Source organism: Vibrio glycogenivorans, from assembly GCF_051660965.1.
Classification (GTDB): domain Bacteria; phylum Pseudomonadota; class Gammaproteobacteria; order Enterobacterales; family Vibrionaceae; genus Vibrio.
Map to the genome: position 1 here is coordinate 223170 of NZ_JBPVIS010000003.1, position 21268 is coordinate 244437.

Sequence of the window (21268 nt, forward strand, 5' to 3'; positions counted from 1 at the left end):
TACAGCCGTTCCCGACTAATCAAATTTCTAAAGGAATAGTACAGAACGTATTGGCTTGATACAGTGACAGGTGTAACAGTTTTTGATTATTGGATAACTTGTGGAGTGATATTGGTTAACCTTTTGATGAATTTGCTGTTTTCTGCCCTTGTGATTTTGGGCGAACATCGTACCAATCATCGTTGATGGGCGATAATAGCATTGTATGTCGATGTTTAAAGCGACACCTCTCAAGATTTTGGTTCTCTATTCGATGAAATTAATTTGCCAGGGCATATGATTTATAGCATCAGTAACTATTCAACTTGATGCTTTAAAATTTAGATATTTAATGCCCAGGTCATAAAATCTTCGTGCTTTGAAATAGCATAAATGCACAGATAACGTATCCAATCGTCATTAACGTGCTCACAATCACGCTATTCGTACCTAGCTCACAGCATCTGTTGCACCAGTCAACAAATTGGTTTACCTTTTTCACATCAATTCCAAGTATCTGAGGCAAAAATGGAAAATTCAGGAAAGAAACTCAGTCTCGCTAGCCAACGCGCAATTGAGCTAGGCTATGACAACAAAGGACCAGAATGGGTCGTTGAGTTCGATGTAATCGAGCTTAAGGGAGATTTTGAATTTGAAGACGGTGTGATTCGACGCGACCCTACCGCTGTGATTCAAGTTGATGGTGTTTACCACTGCTGGTACACCAAGGGCGAAGGTGAGACACTTGGATTTACTGGTAATATAGAAGATAAAGTTTTCCCTTGGGATTTGACTGAAGTCTGGCACGCCTCGTCTGAAGATGGCATCACATGGAAAGAGGAAGGCCCTGCGATTCAAGCTGGAGAGCCTGGTTCATACGATGATCGCGCCGTGTTCACACCAGAAGTACTAGTCCATGAAGGTAAGTACTACCTTACTTACCAAACGGTTAAAACTCCGTACACTAACCGTCAGTTTGAAGAGATCGCGTTGGCGTGGTCTGACAGCCCATACGGCCCATGGACTAAATCAGAAGCACCAATTCTAAGCCCTGCACGCGATGGCGAATGGGATGGCGATGAAGACAACCGCTTTATCGTTAAATCGAAAGGCAGCTTTGATAGCCACAAGGTGCACGATCCATGTCTCATGTTCTTCAACAACAAGTTTTACCTTTACTACAAAGGTGAAACCATGGGTGAAGAGATGAACATGGGTGGTCGTGAGATCAAACACGGCGTTGCAATTGCTGATCATATCCTTGGCCCTTACGTGAAATCTGAGTACAACCCAATCTCAAACAGTGGCCATGAAGTAGCCGTTTGGCATCAAAATGGCGGTATCGCGTCTTTAATCACCACAGATGGCCCTGAGAAGAACACTATCCAGTGGGCACCAGACGGTATCAACTTCGAAATCATGTCGTACATCAAGGGTGCACCAGAGGCGTTAGGTATTTTCCGCCCGGACACACCTGAGGAGCAAGAAGAACACTCACTAGAATGGGGCCTTTGCCACAAGTACGATCCCTCGTGGAACTGGAACTACATCTGTCGTTACAAGGTAAAACGTCAAATCCTTGAAGCGGGTACATTCCAGAACTCAAACTAAGACCAAGACTGTTCAATAGACGCTTGTAACCCGCCCATTGTGGCGGGTTTTTTGTTCGCTCAGTACATAGATATCCGTGAAGCGAAACTGTTTCGCAATAAGTAGCGAGGCTAAGTTATCGCCTCTCCCCTCTCACTTCGACCCAGTCTACAGCGCTGAAATAGCAATAAGATTAGCGCAATAGACAATATCGGACGGCTCAGAGCAAGCCAATCGCGAGTCACTGGATTTATTCCAAACTAATAAAGTCATGCTCTTGCTGATAGGTATCAAAGTGCGGCAAAACCAACAGCAGTTTATCTCGCTCTTGGCGATGCTGTTCGGAAACCTTCGACCAATCTTTAATTTCATTGAAGCTGATTAAATCCGCGGGCGAACTCGATACATCCCACCATTTGTCATCACCATCTTTCATCACTTTATCGCCACGGATCATCTGACGATGGTTTTTGTACGAATAAATCCAATCACGATGCTTGATTTTATCTGTCGTCAGAAATGGCCACAGGCTTTCACCATGAACCACATAATCGGTCGGAATAGGCTCTTGCATGATATCCGCTAGTGTGGGTAACACATCGGCGATAGAGGCAATTACCGGCTGCTTACCTTGCTTACTCATCTCGACTCCAGGAGCATAGATCACCAAAGGAACGTGCATACCCAGTTGTTTACTGTGTGAATGCTTACCATAGCCGCTGGTGCCATTGTCGGCAGAAAATAATAAAATCGTATCATTCTCAATTTCCAGCTGTTTTAACTTCTCAAGGTATAACCAAATTTGATAGTCAAGATAGGTTATATGGCTCGCCATACCAGGATCCGTCACTGTGCCATACGTCTCATAGGAACCATTTTCACCTGTAATTTTGCTTTCTACCCGTGTGTATTTTTCACCATCCCAGTGGACCACTGGGGTGCCGGGCCATTTTTCTTGAGAAGACGGATTAAGCCAATCAAACGCGTCATGGCCTAGGTGACTGGTATGATAGACAAAAAACGGTTCATTCTCTGCGGTTTTCCGCTCCATAAATTCGAAAATAAAGTCTAGCTCTACATCTGGACCGTAGGTGGTGAGACCATAGTCGGCTTTAGATTCCTCAGTATTGGGCCAAAATTCAAACGTTTCCGAGTTACTGGGGTGATTCATCAATGTCACGCTGGGTTGCCAGAGTCGACTCTGTTGAGCGTAGGAGCGAGACTCTATCGGTTCACCTGTATCTTTGTTTATCAGAGCGCGTTTCCCATCTACCTGTTTGGGTATCAGATCAAAGCTGGTGTAGGGACTTCTATTGTTCCAAGTTTCGTACCGCGTTCCGGGGGTAAAGACCCCCTCATCAAACCCATACTGATCCCATTTGGGCATTTGAGTTTTGCCTGCCCAAATAGTGGCGTAACCCGCATTTTTGGCTAAATGACCAATTTGCAACTCTGACGTCTCTAACAGGTTAACCGTTCGCCCTTCCAACGGTCCTTCATAAGTAATCCAACCTGGCTTTGGCGTCACAATTTGCTGCGATCCCTTGGGCAACACAAACCCATAATCTTTGTTGTGCCACCATTTATGGATACTGGCATAACGCCCTGTCATCATCATCGCTCGACTAGGCGAACACACCGTTGCTGCCCAAGCTGTCTCAATAAAGGCACCTTCCGATGCAATGCGATCAAGCACCGGCGTAGTGGCCAATTTACTTGGGTCACTCACGCTCTCTCCACGAAAACCTGACCACTGCGAAGAGCCATAAATTGGCAGTTCGCGCGCACTAATATCATCGGCGTAAATCAAAATGACATTGGGTTTTGGTGACGTTGCTATCTCATCGGCTGTCACAGCAGACCACGCCAGTAGCGAGCACATACTGGCAATTGCTGTTTTGGCTATTCTATTCATTCTCTCGGTCCCTAAAAGTCCATTTCATCACCACAGTGTCAATCCTTCGATCGATGACACAGTCAATTTTGCACTAATATTAACCAATTAGAATAAATTGATCAGACCAAAGGCCCCAAAGTGTTATTTGAGATAGAGACTTTGACGTTTATACACCACATTTTGTGATATCAAAGTTGATAGTGCTTACCATGACAAGCCCACTAAGATAATTTGCCCACTTATTGTGTCAATCCTGGGCTAAATTGAAAGGCAGCATAGTGACGTTCAAGTCCGGCTGATAAAGTTGCCGTTATTCAAAAATAATGTAGGAGATACAAAAAACTGCTTATCTCCAATAAGAAATTACCGGAAGATAAGCAGCGATAGGATATTAAGATTATTTACTTTCTAGCAGCTAATATTAGCTAGACTTTGCGGCGATCTTGTTAACCACAAATGGTGGCACATCCCCTGGTGAGATAACCTTGATTGACGCGTTGGTCACATCACCTTTCATGGTAGTCACACGCAAGCGCACCGGACGGCCATACTCTGGTGGGATTGGGATCTTGATCTCTTGGCTGCGTTGCTGATTTAGCTCGTAGCTCGCGATCTTCGCGCCGGCCATTGAGGTCTCAATCACCGCATCTTTAGACACGTTGTCGAAGTTCAGTACCGCGTCCCATGTATTCACATAGAAACCTGGGTCAACGAAGGTGATTTCGTACTCAATCCAACCGTTACCACTGTCGGTAGAGGCGGCTGTTGCCGTCATACCGCGGTTGTTTGGATACAAGAAGTTCCATGCCAATTGACGCTTAGGATCGCTTTCAGTGAAGTAACCACCTTTGTTCTCACCAAGCTTAACGATTGGCGGAGTACCACCAGCAACACGGATTGTCTTGGTTTGCGCGATGTTATCGCTTGAATTACCAACTAGGATATCAAAATCACCCTCGGTCACGACAAACTTGTTCTGCTCAGTATCGTAATGGGCAAACGCTTCATACGGTACATCAAGCTCAACAGTGACTTTGCCACCCACAGGCACGCCAACACGCTTAAAGGCTTTTAGTGCTTGCTTACGCTTAGATTTCGCATCACGGATGTACAGCTGGACTACCTCATCACCGTGACGGCTACCGGTATTCGATACATCGATTGAAACACGCAGTGTATCTTGCGCTGCCACTTTGGCTGAGCTAACCGCTAGGTTATCTAGTTTAAAGCTGGTGTAGCTCAAACCGAAACCAAATGGGTAAAGTGGCTTACCGTCAAAGTACATGTAAGTACGGCCATTCTCGACGTTGTAATCGTGCATATCTGGCAGATCGTCGTCAGAATTAAACCAAGTAGACGTCAGTTTACCGCCCGGGTTCACTTTACCAAACAGCATGTCCGCTAGTGCATCGCCCTGCTCCTGACCATTTGGCCAAGCACAAACGATACCTGGGATATTTTCTTGCTCCCATGGAATTGCGGTTGGACCACTTGGAATTAACACCAAGACAATGTTCTTGTTAACCTTTTGAACTGCTTTGATCAACTTATGCTGGTTGCCAGGTAGAGTAATCGAATCTCTATCAAAGTTCTCTGTTGAAGTAGTCTCATCGTTACCAACTAGCATGATGACGGTTTCAGCATCTTTTGCCACTGCGACCGCTTGCTCGATGTGCTTCGCATCGTCTTCGTGCTCAGTCACTTCACAGCCGAGTGCATAGCGAACGTCCGCATTTGTCGCCTTTTTCAAGCCATCGTGTGGTGAGACTTTGTTTTTCGGGAAGCCTGAGTAGATACCCATCCAACATCTATCGGCAAACGGGCCGATTAGCGCAATACTCTTAGTGTCACGCTTAAGAGGCAGAACATTGTCATTCTTCAATAGAACAATCGCCTCTTCTGCCGCGCGACGCGCCAGTTTTCTGTGTGCGTCACACTCTAGTAGAGTGGTTGGGATCTGTGAGTATGGGTTGAGTGACGGATCATCAAAGTCGCCAGTCATAAAGCGTAGACGAAGAAGACGACTAACAGAGACGTCTAGCTCTTGTTCTGTCAACAAACCTTGCTCGATGGCAGGTTTTAGTGCCTCAACAAACGGTGCACGTCTGACGTTGTTACGGAAACACTCTTGGTCAACACCCGCTTTAATCGCCATCGCTGCCGCTTCTGGCTGGCTGTCAGCATACTTCATGCGCTTATGCAGACCCTCTACAGCCGCCCAGTCAGCAATCACGTAGCCTTTAAAGCCCCACTCATCACGAAGAACTTCATTCAGTAGCCAGTTATGGGCAGTACAAGGGATGCCATTTAGACCGTTAAGGCCGGTCATGATACCAGTGGCTTCTTCATCCACCACCATAGTTTTGTAGGCTGGGAAGTAGTATTCGTAAAGGTCTTTCTTGCTGATATTTGAGTGAATCCACTCGCGGCGGTGCTCAACGTTGTTGGCGACAAAGTGCTTAACGGTAGTGACGGTTTTGGTGTACTTAGGATCGTTACCCTGCATACCGCGCACGTACATACGCGCCATTTCTGTCATCAGGTGCGGGTCTTCACTATAACACTCACCGTTACGTCCCCAACGCGGGTCACGGGCGATGTTTACCGTTGGTGAGAACATCATTACCTCTTTCTCACCGGCATTTTTCAGTGCGCGCGCTTCGTTTGAGATTGCCGTTGCAACATCAAACATCAGGCCAGGGTTCCAAGTACTACCCATTGCGCTGTTTTGTGGGAACTGCGTACAGTTCCAAGCGATAATGCCGTGCAGCGCCTCACCGTACCACTCAAAAAACGGTACGCCCAGACGGTCAATCTCAGGGATTCGGGAGCCACAGTAACCAATTTTTTCATCGAGGGTCATTCTCGACATCAAATCGGCTACGCGATCTTCCATGCTTGCATTAGGATCACGCCACAACTGCTTTTCATTCGGGTCTTGTCTTGAGATAACGTCATCTAGAATTTTTGCCGCTGACACCTGCAGAGGTATCATGCTACAAAGTCCCACTGCAGATGATTTTTTCAAAAAGTCTCTTCTTCGCATTACTATTTATCCACGTATAATTTAGTAAACTGATACTGCTTAAAAAAAGCAATATAATGCCTGACCAATCATCCATGTATCGATTGGCATAAACTAATAAACAGAGATTATTATTAATTGTTATTTGAATTACTCTGAGACCAAAATATATAGCGGCCTCTGAAATAGCCCAAGTAGCTTAAATACACCGTGATCAGGATAATAATCACCGTTTATACAAGAAAGCCAAGCAGACCTACATTTACGACCTGCTTGGCATACTCCTGGTTAGCTCGCTGGAATCAGCTCTGCTGGGATATCAGCAACCTTATCATCAGCGCCTTCGGCGAAGTTACTGATGTGGTAGCTGTTCTCTTTAGACCAGTCCGCTTCAACACGACCATCACCCAACACAATGTTACCGAGTTTATTTCTAAACCAGTCAGCAAGCGCTGCGTAATTTTCATCGTAAGCGACGTTGATTTGCTCTAGAGGGTCGTTGTCCAAATCGTAAAGCGTCATCTCGGCTTTTTCTGGTGTGGTGGTCAGGGCCCAATCAAGATCTTTACCTAGTTGCGACTCGTTCACCCAGTTGTTGAATGGGCGAGTACGCATTGAGAAACGGAAACGCTCTGTATGTAGATAAGCGCGCGGACCAGAGATAACATTCACTTCACCTAGCGCGTAATCACGTTTTGGCAGATTCTCGTGGTAAACATCGATTAGGTTGTAACCATCAAGGTAATCAAACTCATCTTGGGTAACATCCAGACCTGCTGCTGTTAGAACCGTTGGCGCGAAATCCACATACTCCACGATATCGCTATAAACTTTACCAGCAGGAACTAGCGACTTATCTGAAGACACCACGATTGCTGCATTCGCGGTTGACTGGATCCATGGACCGAACTTAGCGTTCATGCCCTGCTCACCCAAGTGCCAGCCGTGGTCACCGATGGCAAACACGATCAGCCACTCTTGGCCATTGTCTTCGCTGTACTTCTTGAATGCCTCAACCGCTTCACCGATCAGGTTGTCACCATGTGCACAGAATGCGTAGTAATCCTGGATGGCTTGCTGCTTCTCATCGTAGGTCATTGGGTAAACATCACCCGCTCGTTGGATCTTCTGCAGTTGATCAGGCAGAAGCGCTGTCTCAGAGCGATCGTACGCTGGGATGTTATACGTGTGCTGCTTAAAGCGATCACGATAAGATTTCGGCGGCAGTACTGGTGTATGCGGCAGGTGGAAGCCGAGCTGCATGTACTGAGGCTTGCTCGTATCGGCACCTTTCGCCGTCTTACCCCAGCTAGTCTCAAACTTCTTATCCGCATTCTCTAGGTAGTTCTTAAACTCTTTAACAATGTAAGCATCAACCGTCTCTTCTGCCGGTTGAGGGTTCTCACCACCCAGAATAAGATTTTGGTTACCACGAGTGTAGGCGCGCAGCAGTTCAAACTCTTCATCCACCTCAGCACGCATTCTCAAATCTTCTTCGGTTAACGGTGCGCCTTTGGCACGCTTCAGGAAGTAGCTCTTAGTTGTACCATCCGGGTAAACCACATTTTCAGTGGTGCCCTGCATCTCATACACACCGTCATCATTGAAGTCATAGACGCCCTCAGTGAAGAGATCGCCGATAAAGTTTTTCTGCAGGTCGTGTTTAAAGTGGACTTTATAGTCAAACAGTCCCGCTTCGTGGAAGCCTTGACCTGGACCCCATCTGAAGATGTAAGCATCTTCTTTACCATAAACCGACGTTTGGTAGCCCGCGTCACGCAGGGTTTGCGATACAGTTGGTGTGATAAAGTCCGGGGCTTGGTGAGTTAATTCAAATGCATAGTGACCATTACGGAATGGGTAGCGACCGGTCGCCATCGAGCCACGCGTTGGACCACACACTGGAGAGTTAGAGAATGCGGTCGTAAACAGGGTACCCTCAGCAGCCAGTTGGTCAATGTAAGGGGACTCAACATAACCGAGTGGGCTGTTTTTGGTGCCAAAAACGGCTTGGTTATACGCACTGATTGAGTCAGGGCGGTGGTCATCGGTAATAATCCACAGGATGTTAGGTGCAGCCTCAGCCTCTGCGGCAGGCTTGGCCTTAAAAGTTTCTGCTGATGCTTGCAAGTTATTGCTATCACTACAACCTGACAGGGTTGGTAGGACAAACAATAGCTGCATTGATGTAACTAAGAGTGTCTTTTTCATATCTCTAACCATTCGTTATAGACTAAATTCAACGCGAATTTTTCTACCCGGACGCTGGGGTCAACGCCCTAATCATTGGAAAAAGATGGAGTGGAACAAGAAGCAAATATTTTGTTAAACACGTTAAGTGACACATTCCCCCGCAAAGCCGACAGAAAGGTCTCTTAATCATGAGTCACCATGGCATAGCCAGGGCGATACAGTGTTTTGGTTGCTTGACAGGGTAGTTTAAATAGCACGGACGCAACATCAATAACGATTACAAGGATGACCCTCTTTTGGCCACCAGATCCTTATTTAGATTGTCCAAATTTCCATGTCATGATCTCCATCGCGATTGATTATGGCAATTGGTCGCCCAATTATCCGTGATTGGGTTAACAGTAAATAAAAAAGGTTAATCGAAATATGGGCTTAATCATAAAATCGTGCGCTGTGTAGGTTTTTTTCATCTAATGTAAGCAAATTTTGGTGTTCTGAGCGCAAATTAATCAGATGCGGTTAGCCACTTGAATGCGCTTGACGGTTGTGTGGTTGCAATAGCTTGGCTCACTCCTAACACGAAAATGCGGGTACTTACTAAAGTAAGTACCCGCATACAAAGTTTAAATTGGGGTCAAAGGCAAAATAGTCAAGTGACCACTGTAATGACGCCCTTACAGTATTAAAGCGTTGGAATCAGATCCGCTGGGATATCGGCTACCTTGTCATCCGCACCGAGCGCAAAATCACTAATGTAGTAGCTATTTGCTTTTGACCAATCGGCCTCAGCACGGCGATCACCTAACACGATGTTACCAAGCTTGTTGCGGAACCAGTCGGCAAGCTCAGCGTAATCTGCATCATAAGCGACATTCTTCTGCTCTAACGGGTCGTATTCGAGATCGTACAGCACCATTTCCGCTTCCTCAGGTGTCGCTTCCAGCGCCCACTTGATGTCTTTACCGAGTTGATCTTCGCGTACCCAGTTGTTGAAAGGACGCGTTCTCATTGAGAAACGGAAACGATCGGTGTGCAAGTAACCACGAGGAGAACCGATAGCATTGATTTCACCCAGTGCATATTCACGTTTTGGTAGTTTTTCATTGTAAACATCAAACAAGTTGTACCCATCTAGGTAATCAAACTGTGGCTGGTTCACATCAATACCTGCTGCGGTCAAAACGGTTGGAGCAAAGTCAACGAACTCAACCATGTCTTTATAAACCGCACCGGCTGGGATCAGGCTCTTGTCCGATGAAGTGACGATCGCCGCATTGGCAACAGACTGTTTCCATGGGCCAAACTTGGCCATGGTGCCCTGCTCGCCAAGGTGCCAACCGTGGTCACCAATGGTGTAGATGATTAACCATTCTTGGCCATTGTCTTCGCTGTACTTCTTGAACGACTCAACTGCCTTACCTACCAGGTAATCTCCATGTGCAGCAAAGGCATAGTAATCCTGGATCGCTTGTTGTTTCTCTTCGTATGTCATTGGGTAGATATCACCCGCACGTTGTACTTGCTGTAGAGAACGTGGCAGCAATTCAGTTTCAGAGCGGTCATAGTCTGGAATGTTGTACACCTTATCTTGGAAACGCTCACGCACCTCTTTTGGTGGCAGTACCGGCGTATGCGGCAAGTGGAAGCCTAACTGGATATACTGAGGCTTGCTTGAATCTGCACCACGCGCGGTTTTACCCCAACTGGTCTTAAAGCGCTTGTCGGCGTTTTCAAGGTAGTTTTGCAGCTCTTTAACGATGTAAGCATCGACCGTCTCATCTTGTGGCATTGGGTTGACACCACCAAGAATCAAGTTTTGGTTGAAACGTGTGTAAGCACGAAGTATGTCGAACTCTTCCGTTACGGCGTCTTTTGCGGCAATTTCTTCGGCTGTTAATTCACCATTTTTTCGACGGATAACATAGGTCTTTTCGCTGCCATCTGGATAAATAACCTTTTCCGCAGAACCCATGTTTTGCAGCTTACCGTTCTCATCATGGCCCCAATGCACGGTGGTGAACAGATCACCTTTGCCATTTTTTTGCAGATCGTGCTTAAAGTGAACCTTGTAGTCAAAGAAACCCGCGTCATGGAAACCTTGGCCTGGACCCCAAGCGTAAATATACGCGTCTTCTTTACCGAACACGGCGGTTTGGTAACCGACATCACGGACAGACTCTGGCACGGTTGGGCGGACAAAATCAGGATTGGTATGAGTGAGCTCAAATGCATAGTGACCATTACGGAACGGGTAGCGGCCAGACAGCAAAGATCCACGTGAAGGACCACACATTGGCGAGTTACTAAACGCCGTGGTAAATAGCGTGCCTTCTTCGATCAATTTGTCTGTGTTTGGCGACTCCACATAACCCAAGGGGCTTTCCTTGGTGCCGAACATAGCCTTGTTGTAGCCACTGATTGAATCAGGGCGATGGTCATCGGTGATAATCCACAGTACGTTAGGTGCAGATTGAGCATCAAATGTTTGTGCGGTGGCTTGAACAGGGGCTTTGGCCGGGACTTGGGCGCTGTTACTAACAGCACCTTGGCTACACCCATACAGGGTTGGCAATACAACCATCAGTTGTATCGTCGATGCGATGATTTTCTTATTCACTTATTACTCCAAATGTTTCCTACATACTAAAATAAGCTTAAAAAAATGGAGTCAATTAAGACTCCATTGCATTACTAAATATTATTCTTGCTATATTTCGGACTGAATTAGTTCCACCAAGTTTGGAACATGACACCGGCAGACAACGCATCGCGTGTACCAAGTTTGCTAACAAAGTCTTGGTTATTGTCTTGACGCCAGTCACCAAGGTTGGTGTAGGCCAGAGTCTTCGTATCAAGCTTGCCGTAAGTGACAAAGAAACGAATTAATGGTCTGTCATAACGAGAGCCACCAATGTGTAGGTCTTGTGCTAGCGTCACTTTATAAGATGAGTTTGTTCCGTCTTTGTGCACTGAAGCGTCTTGGTTGGCTGCAAAGTCAAAGTTTTCAGCAACAACGAACTTCATTTGGTCATACGCTAACTCAATTTTCGTGGAGGTGCGTTGGTTCCAAATGTAGGTACCTGCGATAACCGCTTGATTCCAGTACGTTTCATCATAGATGTAGTCGTTACCGTACTTTCTGAAATCCTCATCATCAAAAATAGCGGTCTCGTGAGAAAGGGTATACTCGAGACGGTATTGTTGAGCACCACCAAAGTGTTTCAGGCCAGTGAAGTAACCACCAATTTGATGGCTTGGGTTGTGTAGCCATGTTTGTGTAACACCAGATGCAGTTTTATTGTTGTAGCGAACCGCTAAACGGTCAAACTCTGTCCACGCACCACGGGTGAGCTGGAAACCAATTTGGAAACCATCAGGTAGTTTATCTTTTGCAGTCGGCGTAGCACCTTCTACATCGGTCATATTCTTATCAGAGCCATAGTAAGTTCGATAGGCACCGAATACATCCGCTTTTAACCAATCAGTGACTTCGATTGCTTTAAGACTCGACACTAAGCTGTAGTAAGTACCACCCCAGCCCTTCTCACCTTGACAAGCCCAGCCAACGTCTTCGCCACCGCGCTCGCCACACCAGCTGTGGTAATTACCACCCCAGTTAGGCGCAACAATGCCGACGTTCCACTTGGCAAAATCTACATCGAAATTATCGATACCCACACCAATACCATCTGATTGAGTAATATCGTTACCACTGATTGGTGAGTATTTAGGGTATTTACGTTTACCCATCCAAACAGAGGCATCAGGGTTACTTGGGATCACGCCAACACCATGTACCCACCACTGGTCCAAGAAGATGTTATCACCTCGAACCGCGTCGTTGTCTTTTCTGTACTGAGTCGCACCACTGGCTAAATCGATGTGTGCCACCCAGTTTTGATCATTTTTGCTGAGGCCGTAATCAACGTATAAGTGAACTTCACCACCTTCGTTGCCTAAGCTGCCTGTTTCTGTGTATGGGTTACCGGCTGTTTGAACATAGTTCAAACCATTCGCATTTGTTTCTGCTTTTCTGTGCATCAGACGGTCATTAGTCACACCGAAAGATGCTTTACCATAACCTGATACCGATAAACCTTCGTATCGACCATATTTTAGGCCGGCGTATGTAGACTGACTAAATGTACCAACTGCCAGAGCGATTAGAGAGAGAGTAAATATTCCACGCTTCATGTTATTAACCCATTATTTTTTGATTAAGTCCGTGAACTGGTTGTGCTCGACATTAATTAACTACCACTGCTTTGAAAGCTATCGACGTCATCCATTTCATCTGCAAAAAATTGTATCAATTGGTAATCCAATTTACCGTGATAAGGTTAACAACAATGAGTAATAGGTTGACATCAGAAAACATAGCGTGGATCACAATGGCTGTAAGAAAGGCTATAAAAGATGTAAAAAACGTCATCTGTGGTGTAACAGTTGATTTCAATACCCGTAAAAACAGGTGGTTCAGACGCATATCAACCACAATCACCTGCTTGGCAAATGATCTTTAGCGTAAAGTCAAACCGCGCTTGAGGACTAATTAAACATATATTTGTGACAATTATCGGGTATCACTATCGTTTCGTGAGTTAGATCTCACACTGCATAATATTAAGAGTAATAAGGCTTTTGGGCGTATAAATAAAAACGACATCGCGAGACAGCGATGTCGTTTTTATTGTTCAATATTTGTTCTAAAACAGTTATATACTACCCAAATGGACGATATAACATCTTCAAGAATAACCTATATAACCAAGGCTAAAGCTTAAAGCGTGCAACATTATCCGTCAGGGTTAAATTGAGCTTATATAGGTCTGCCGTTTTATCTTCCAAATCCGAAGCACTCGAAGCAATCGAACTCGCCAGGCCGTTAAGATCGTCAATGTTGACCACGATACCCTTAGTTACAGCGCTCTGCTGCTTAGTCGCAACCGCCACCTCGTTATTCATATTGTTGATCACTTGAATATTGGTCGATATTTGACTCAAGATTTCCGACAATGATTCCGCAGCCGAGGTGACCTCTTGTGAGGACCCTTGGCTAGATTGCATCGACTCTGCCGCACGCTTAGCGTTGTTTTGCAAGCTGGTGACAATAGTTTCAATCTCAGAGGTCGAGTTTTGCGTTTTCTGTGCCAGCGCTCTTACCTCATCGGCAACCACAGCAAAACCACGCCCTTGCTCGCCAGCCCTTGCCGCCTCGATTGCTGCGTTCAGTGCCAGTAGATTTGTCTGCTCAGCAATGTTTAGAATAACCTCAACCACCGAGCCAATATCAGAAGAAGACTGAATCAAGGCATCGATGCGTTCTGAAGTATCACTGATCTGCTCAGAAAGGTGCCCTGCTAATACGCCATTCTTCTTAACCATCGCCACACCCTGCTCTGAACTTTCAAGAGCAAGCTTAGTCTTCTCTAGCGTAACTTCGGCGTTGCGGTATACCTCATCGGCAGAGGCACTGATCTCCTCAAGCGAAGTCGCCGCCGACTGCATTGACTCGTGCTGTGCATTAGCATCTACCATCGAGCGCTTGGCAACATCCGAAAGTTGGGCAGACAAGCCATCAATCGATTTACCCGCGTGCGCGACACTATCAAGCATCTCGGTTAGGTTATCCATCAACATATTAAAGTTCTTAGTCAATTGACCAATTTCATTGTTGGATTGGACAGGAATGCGCTGCGAGAGATCCGCTTCACCGCTTGAGAGGGCATATAATGACTTAGCGACGTGATTGATTGGCGTAATGACAGCGTAACTGGTAAAGAAGTAAACACTGACGATCACAATAATCAGCACCAGTATAATCCCAACCACCATTAGGAACAGCTCACCGGCTAAGCTGTCTTGAATAACGCTGGGGTTGAACTGAAATTGAATGGTACCGATCGTATCTTCACCACGATTCACCACGTGTTCAGTCGTTGGGAGTGTTGAAATTGGTTGACCAGAAACCGCAATATTCTTGCCACGCTGATCGACAATAGTCACTGCGTTCAAGATATCCGCGCGCACCATCGCATTGGCGACCGCTTCTGCTTGCTCAAAGTCATAGACAAAGATGGCTTCGACCAAGGCCGCTTCAGCAAGCTCGATCTGCGCATGCACATCTTCTTGATAGTTGGTTTCTAGGCGATCTTTAACGATAAAATAGCTAAAGCCACTACCAATCGCGATACCAAACACACCGACAATAATCAAAAACAGTGACAGAGTGCGACTTAATTTACTTTTCATTATTTTCGTTCCTATCTCTAGCGGTTGATATCAAGCCACAACTCTTCGCGTTCTAATGGCACATCGTGAGGTAAAAATGGATTATCAATATGGATCGCTACCCGTTCGTGGATATTACTAGTGGCAAACGTGCGAGTAATAAGTTCTGAGTTATAAAACAGCTCATCAAAGCTACCATCGGCAATCGCTTGCTCTAAGCCATGATTTAAATTGTTATATAAGCGTTCGTTGTCTTTAGAGACATAGAGATACATCGCAGAGGGATAAACCAGCAGCAGGTTTTCTTCTACGACAAGGTTGACGTTGTTGTTGTTCTGCATGTCCACCACCCCTTGCGATTCGTGCACAGCAAGTGGGATATAGTCAAAGCGGCCACCGTCAACCATATGGAACAGGCTTTCAGCTTTAACTGGCTGGATCACTTCCATACCCGCCGCTTCAAGGATCTTGGTGTCACTCCAAAAGCGACCTAATCCGGCTTTGCGTTGATTTAACTGAGCTAAGGTTTGGATATGATTGAATTGATTCTGAGTACTTTCCTCAATCACAAAGGTGCGATATCCAGATAAGCCTTTAAAAATCGGAATCTTAATTGCTCTAAGTTGGTTTTGTAGCTCAGACGACGCGCCGGCCCAGATGAGATCAATATTGCCAGTGCGTGTCTCTTCAACTACGCGAGCATCTGTTAAATACTCCTCAGCGGGAATGAACGTTGGCGTGACACTACTTTTGTTCAGTGCCAGTTTTACGATATCAAGCACTAAGCCATCGCGGCCAGGAAAGACCATCGGCGTGCGAATATCGGTTGCTTGAGCGTTGAATGAGGAAAAGAGAGTTAAAATTAGACCTAAATTTAACACCGCTGTTATTGTGCTTTTTTTTATCATACTGCAAGCCACTTAGTGTTAATGAATAGAGCAGCGACAACGCTGCTCTACAATTGATAAAAAAATGGAGTGCCCCTTGAGGCACTCACAGGTTGTTGCTTATTTTCTGCGACGGAATAGCGCCACTAGAGGCATCAGCAGGAAGCTGAAGATACCAAAGCTACCACCTTCGTCCTTGTACTCAGGGATGGTGTTGATTACATTGTCACCGTGATCTCCATCACCTTCTAGTTCGCCACCTACGCGTAGGTTGTTAATGTAAATAGTGGCTGGGTCTGCTGAGTAGGCATTTGGTGTACTAATTTTGAAACCAGTTATTTTATCTTGTTTAAATGAGGTTCCGGCACCTTGTGCAATTTCAAATTCAATCGTATGCCACTTGCCATCATTAGGAATGTTCTTAGATGAAATTGAATTACACTCTGGGCTCCAGCAATTATTTTTACCATCATCGCCAACAGTTGATGCGGCAGCAGCTATCTCAAATTTAACCCAGTGAGAGCTAGCGGAAGTATTCTTTACATCGATCTTAAATACTTTGGCTGCTTTGACCATGTCAATGTTAGCGCCCCATTGTCCACTTTGATTCTTCCCATTGAAGATGATTTCTCCGGCTTTGGTATCCTCATCCTCTAGGTAGACAACTTCGTTATGGAGAGGTGACTCCCAGAAAATATCAGCACCTACATTCATGGATTCGAAGTCTTGAACGATTTGTTCTTCGCCATCACCTGGCTCACCTGGGCCATCCGTATCACCAGTATCCCCATCACGGTTAGAGATACGCAAGTTATCCCAGTAGAGCGTAACGTCTTTATCCATCGGATTAGCAAGAGTAAACTGAACGGTCTTAATATCCGCTGGGTCAAAGCCAGACTCCATGAAGTCTTCTGACATAAACTCGAATGCGAGCGTTTCGAAGTTGCCTTCATCATTCGATGCTATCTCTTTCTTATAGATAGAGAACTTGTTCCAATCTTCACCAGTGACTAAACGCACCAATGCATTGACTGTCTCGCCTGTCTCGTTAAGAACATCGACCTCAAATGTTTTGAACTCTGAAAAATCCTTTGTCTCTAGGCTGCCCAGTTGGAAGAACTTCGTTAGGCCTTCCTCGTAATCTATTTCCCAAGAGTACCCATCATCGTTTGAAGAGTAAGAGGAGTTAGTGCGATTGTGTTGCGCGTAATCATACGTCTCCCAAGCGTTGTCAACGAAACGATCGTCTGGGATACCGCCAGGGAATTTGCTGAAGTCAACAAGTTTGACGTCTTCGCCATCATCTGGAGCTTCACCAATTGAGTTGTTAGCGCGGATACTATCAATATAGATAGGCTCATAGTTCCCGCTCGATACAGTGAGTACAAAACGTATTCTATCAACCGAAGATTTAGTGAAGTTCTCTCCGCGATTCGGGTGATCCGCATCTAGATCGATCTTAAATGTTTGCACCCCAGTTTCTGCTGTAATGTCAATATATGCAGGGCTATAGTAGTAAGTCTGATCCCAAACATCGCTCGCCGTGGACTCAAGTCGAGCAAGAAGTTGCATCGGTTTTTCTGAAGTATTAACAACATCTAGCTCTAACGTACTGAAGTTACTCCAGTCACCATCTTTACCCAATTGATCAAGTCTGTAGATTACGTACTTCTGATCACCGTCAGCGCTATATTCGATATGCCAAGCTTTACCGTCTTCACTTGCAATCGGATGGTCAACAACTGTGTTTTTCGCACCACCCCATGAGTTGTCAAACAGTTCATTATCGGTACCTGCATAACCTTCAAAGTCGTCAACTAAGATTTCTGTGCCTGGTTCAGTACCGTTATCGCCGCCATCGTCTTCTAAGTCATCAACACGCAAGTTGTCAAAATAGAACGTGCCGGGATCAAGGTTATATCCACCGACAACTACTTGTACTGCGTGAACTTCTTCTGGATTGAACAACGAATCTTCAGCTTTGTGATCCTCCAAATGAACTTCGATAGTTTGTTTGTCTAAAGACGCATTCAATGAATAACCTTTCTGAACTACGTATTCTTTCGAGTATTTTTCACTTGACATTACCTTTAAAGTGACTTGCTGCGGTACACCCGTCGCGTTTTGAACGTCAAGTCTGACTACTTTTTGATCGGACCAATCCCAGTACGCAAAATTATAGGTTGAGGCGCCATCTCCCCACTTATTATGGTCAGTACCACCATTGTCAAATGTTTCGCGTGAGATTACCTTCCAAGACCTCTCCCCTACCGAACTCCAATCTGCGCTGGGGTAGTTTTCAAGCGCTGTGCCTTTATCAATTGGCGTTACCGGGTCGGTTACTGGAAACCCATCGTAGTCTTCAATCAGTGTTTCTACCGCATGAGCCCCAAAGCTCACCCCAATAGCCGCCGCTAGTAGGGTATATTTAAATGTCTTCATGTACTTTTCCTTAAGATTAAGAAATGACGGTGGCTATTCACGTCTAGCCACCGTGACTAGTTAATTTGCAAAACGTTTTGGATATAAGTCAGCGTTAAACTGCTTCGCTGTATCAATTAGCTCGACGTATGGCTCATCTGCAATAGTGATAAAGCCGATGTTGTAGTTCTCGCCATCCCAAGCACGTCCAGTTGCTGGAGAATCTAGGTACTGGAACCAGTGGGCGCCGACGAAGTATGGGTTCTCGACGATGCTGTTCATGTAGCGAACGTACATCTCTGAGCGCTCAGACTGGTTAGACACCGTGATGATACCGCCGTGGAACAGACCCGTATCGGTGGCACCGAAGTGGAACTCACCAATCATGCTTGGCTTATCCAGTTCAGGCAGTAGGTCTTTCCAGTGCGCTTTCTTGCTGTCATTGATGTCATTGGCGTACAGGTTGTAGCTCATCACGTCAACGTGTGGCGCTGCTCCGCGAGCAATCTCAGGTGTTACACCCCAGTCTGCAAAGCGCGCACCTAGGTAAAGGTGATTTGGCAGTACGTTCTTCACACCAGCGCGAACAATTGAGAAGTACTTATCAGACAGCATTTCTAGCATCTCTGAGTAGTCGACTTTCATACCAGCAGTCAGTGCTGAACGGTAGTCAAATGACTTCTCGAACTCGGCCCAATTCGCCACATTGCTGCCCCATGCTTTGTTCAGCGCGGCAATGTTTTTGTACTTCGCTTGCAAATGGTCAGTGAAGGCGCGCTTAGCTGGGCTTTCATTCGCATCGTAAGCTAGTGCGTTTACAACCAGACCGTAGTGGTTTGCTTCGTTGTGTACGTTACCCCAGCTGATTTCGTTATCGACGAACACGCCGACTAGCCATGGGTCATCGTCTTTCACGCGCTCAACCAGGTGATCCGCCATCGCGCTAACACTGTTGACAAACTCAGGGTCAAACGGGTCATGGATTGGGCCCCAGTAGTCGTTACCAGTGCTGATGCGTTTGTGATCGCCATTGATCCAGCCGTGGATCTGGTAAGCTACTCGCTCACTGCCAAAGAACATTGGGTCAATCCAGTTACCTAGCGTAGTAAAGCCCCAATCGACCATACGATCGAGCGTCACATCTTTCCAGATCTGCATCGCTTCATCTTGGTCCGTGTCGTATTTACGCATTAGGTTGGCGCGGTAGAAGCTAAATACTTCGCCTTTCTTTAACGTACCCGAGTGAACGCGGCCAGCATAGCCGTAGTTTACAGCCAGTGGATCGTCTTTCTCTGGCAACCACTCAAACATTGAGTTACGCAGCTCAGACGCTACATGGTAGCCATCTTTTTGCCAGTAGTTTTCGTAGTCCATACCCGTGATGGTGTTGGTATCACCCATACGGATGTTATCAAGACCGGTGATAAAGAATAGGCAGCCCTCTGGGTCAACCAGCGTCCATTTACCATCGAGCTTCTCAGTGCGGAAGTAACCGGTTGCATCTAGGCGTGGGCCGTTTTTCCAGCCACCGAACTTACAGCGGTCATCCATCTGCTGAGCGTTACCTAGATTCGCCAGCTCTTTTTGACCTGCCGCTTTAAGCTGCTCTTCTGAATGGATTTTCTCTACCCAATCATCACCTGTGAACTGACCGAATTTGTCGACGATATTGCTGTAGCGCGTCATATCGGCGTCTAGGTCTGGTACAAGACGGATTGAGTCAACGATGATCTCAGCGTCTTTGGTTGGGTTTTGCAAGTAGAGCTGGATGCTGTAAATACTTGAAGTATCGAGGCTCTTCTCACCCCAGCCACGGCTGATTGCTTGCGCGTCGTAAGCCAGCTTTGGTGGCTCACTACGCATACCTGAAACCACATGCCCTTCAGACTGGCTCAGTGCCAAGTAGTAAGTGCTCTTGTTTTCAGGGCGTAGCATAGTGTAGCTAGAGATACTGCCCTTTGCGCCGTCAGCGTCAGCGTGTTGGTCAACACGGATGTAGAGCTGAACCGCTTCATCACTTGGGTTTTCAATATCGAATGCTAGGTTAAAGTCACCCACATCAGACCAGTTCCAAGGCGTCTTTGGTGAGAACATAACGTTCGGGTAAGCGTTAGAAGAGGAGAATTTAACCTCGAGTCCTTTACCATCTTTTGTCTTCACTACTTTGGCTTTAGAGCCACGCGTTGATTTAACGAATGTCTCTTCGCCCGCTTCAAAGTTAGTGATCGATTTCACTGTTGGCACTTCACCGACCGAAACTATGCGCTCTTCTGCCGAGATGAAGTCGCCCGTCGCATTTACAAGCTGTAGGTTATCAACGATAACGGTTTGAGCGTCCGCGGGACCTTGAACAAAAATCTCGAACTGTTGGATTTTACGCAGGTTGATGCTTTCACCGCCCCAGTAACCATCGAGCTTACGCACGCCGCCGTTAAACAGCATTTCAACTTCTTGCGTTTCGCCCGCTGGTACGTAGACCGCGTAGCTTAGCTGGTTGCTCTCGGTTCCCATCTTGCCGAGATCATCCGCTATTTTAAATACGATATTAGCCGCCTTGTCAGATGGGTTAGTCACATCCAACTTAAGGCTGCCTTTTGCGTTCCAGTTCCAATTTGTTTCTTGTGGAGAGAACTTTGTTGAAGGCCAGATTTTGTATTTATCAAGGTCAGAAACCGCATCAAAATCAATCTGTAGCGCCTGATCACCCACCGTTACGCCCGTGCCAGAAACCATTTTGTTTTTAGCATGCTGAGATTGAGCCGAAGCGAAGAAGGTATCTAAATTAACGTCTGGTGTTGCGACTGCAACGGCTGTGGCCGGCTGTGATTGCGCATCGGCATTCGCCGTAGATTTACAACCATAAGCAGCAACTAACAGCGTTGACAGAACAACGGCTACTTTAGTCTTGGTAGTTTGCATTGATATTTTCCTATCAAATTGAGAAAAGCCACTCAATTATTGGTGGCGAACAGACACCGCCCAATGCGAAGGCAAGTGTAAAAAGAATCTATTCGTCAGATTGATTTGCTATTGAATGGGCCACCT

General features: G+C 46.1%; 10 protein-coding genes. 1 reads left to right on the top strand and 9 read right to left on the bottom strand.

Annotated elements, in window-relative coordinates:
- Positions 1–507: 507 nt before the first annotated feature.
- Positions 508–1590, top strand: a complete 1083-nt coding sequence (locus tag ACSTTG_RS09125) for a glycoside hydrolase family 117 protein (protein WP_438458759.1) — start codon at positions 508–510, stop codon at positions 1588–1590.
- A 229-nt stretch (positions 1591–1819) separates the two neighbouring features.
- On the opposite strand, the gene ACSTTG_RS09130 is transcribed toward ACSTTG_RS09125, so the two are convergent.
- The 9 genes from ACSTTG_RS09130 to ACSTTG_RS09170 all read right to left on the bottom strand — a co-directional run bounded on the left by ACSTTG_RS09130 (position 1820) and on the right by ACSTTG_RS09170 (position 21142).
- Positions 1820–3484 (bottom strand): sulfatase-like hydrolase/transferase, encoded by a 1665-nt coding sequence (locus ACSTTG_RS09130; RefSeq protein ID WP_438474558.1) that lies wholly within the window; start codon positions 3482–3484, stop codon positions 1820–1822.
- 403 nt (positions 3485–3887) lie between these two features.
- A complete protein-coding gene (locus tag ACSTTG_RS09135) occupies positions 3888–6461 on the bottom strand; it encodes a glycoside hydrolase family 3 C-terminal domain-containing protein (protein WP_438474560.1) in 2574 nt (857 codons plus the stop codon).
- A gap of 318 nt (positions 6462–6779) precedes the next feature.
- Entirely contained in the window at positions 6780–8702 is a 1923-nt protein-coding gene (locus tag ACSTTG_RS09140; RefSeq protein ID WP_438458756.1) for a sulfatase-like hydrolase/transferase, read from the bottom strand.
- 664 nt (positions 8703–9366) lie between these two features.
- Positions 9367–11301, bottom strand: a complete 1935-nt coding sequence (locus ACSTTG_RS09145) for a sulfatase-like hydrolase/transferase (protein ID WP_438458755.1) — start codon at positions 11299–11301, stop codon at positions 9367–9369.
- 107 nt (positions 11302–11408) lie between these two features.
- Positions 11409–12878, bottom strand: coding sequence for a carbohydrate porin (locus ACSTTG_RS09150; protein ID WP_438458754.1), 1470 nt, complete (start codon positions 12876–12878; stop codon positions 11409–11411).
- A 579-nt stretch (positions 12879–13457) separates the two neighbouring features.
- Positions 13458–14936 (bottom strand): methyl-accepting chemotaxis protein, encoded by a 1479-nt coding sequence (locus ACSTTG_RS09155; RefSeq protein WP_438458753.1) that lies wholly within the window; start codon positions 14934–14936, stop codon positions 13458–13460.
- A gap of 17 nt (positions 14937–14953) precedes the next feature.
- On the bottom strand, positions 14954–15823 hold the full coding sequence (locus ACSTTG_RS09160; protein ID WP_438474562.1) for a transporter substrate-binding domain-containing protein: 870 nt from the start codon (positions 15821–15823) through the stop codon (positions 14954–14956).
- Positions 15824–15922: 99 nt separating this feature from the next.
- Positions 15923–18244, bottom strand: a complete 2322-nt coding sequence (locus ACSTTG_RS09165) for a GlyGly-CTERM sorting domain-containing protein (protein WP_438474563.1) — start codon at positions 18242–18244, stop codon at positions 15923–15925.
- A 60-nt stretch (positions 18245–18304) separates the two neighbouring features.
- Positions 18305–21142: a beta-galactosidase gene (locus tag ACSTTG_RS09170; protein ID WP_438474564.1), complete on the bottom strand. Its 2838-nt coding sequence runs from the start codon at positions 21140–21142 to the stop codon at positions 18305–18307.
- Positions 21143–21268 lie beyond the last annotated feature (126 nt).

Coding starts and splice junctions, on each gene's coding strand:
- ACSTTG_RS09155 (WP_438458753.1), bottom strand. CDS start 14,936: ATGAAAAGTAAATTAAGTCGCACTCTGTCACTGTTTTTGATTATTGTC.
- ACSTTG_RS09140 (WP_438458756.1), bottom strand. CDS start 8,702: ATGAAAAAGACACTCTTAGTTACATCAATGCAGCTATTGTTTGTCCTA.
- ACSTTG_RS09130 (WP_438474558.1), bottom strand. CDS start 3,484: ATGAATAGAATAGCCAAAACAGCAATTGCCAGTATGTGCTCGCTACTG.
- ACSTTG_RS09165 (WP_438474563.1), bottom strand. CDS start 18,244: ATGAAGACATTTAAATATACCCTACTAGCGGCGGCTATTGGGGTGAGC.
- ACSTTG_RS09170 (WP_438474564.1), bottom strand. CDS start 21,142: ATGCAAACTACCAAGACTAAAGTAGCCGTTGTTCTGTCAACGCTGTTA.
- ACSTTG_RS09135 (WP_438474560.1), bottom strand. CDS start 6,461: ATGATACCTCTGCAGGTGTCAGCGGCAAAAATTCTAGATGACGTTATC.
- ACSTTG_RS09160 (WP_438474562.1), bottom strand. CDS start 15,823: ATGATAAAAAAAAGCACAATAACAGCGGTGTTAAATTTAGGTCTAATT.
- ACSTTG_RS09150 (WP_438458754.1), bottom strand. CDS start 12,878: ATGAAGCGTGGAATATTTACTCTCTCTCTAATCGCTCTGGCAGTTGGT.
- ACSTTG_RS09125 (WP_438458759.1), top strand. CDS start 508: ATGGAAAATTCAGGAAAGAAACTCAGTCTCGCTAGCCAACGCGCAATT.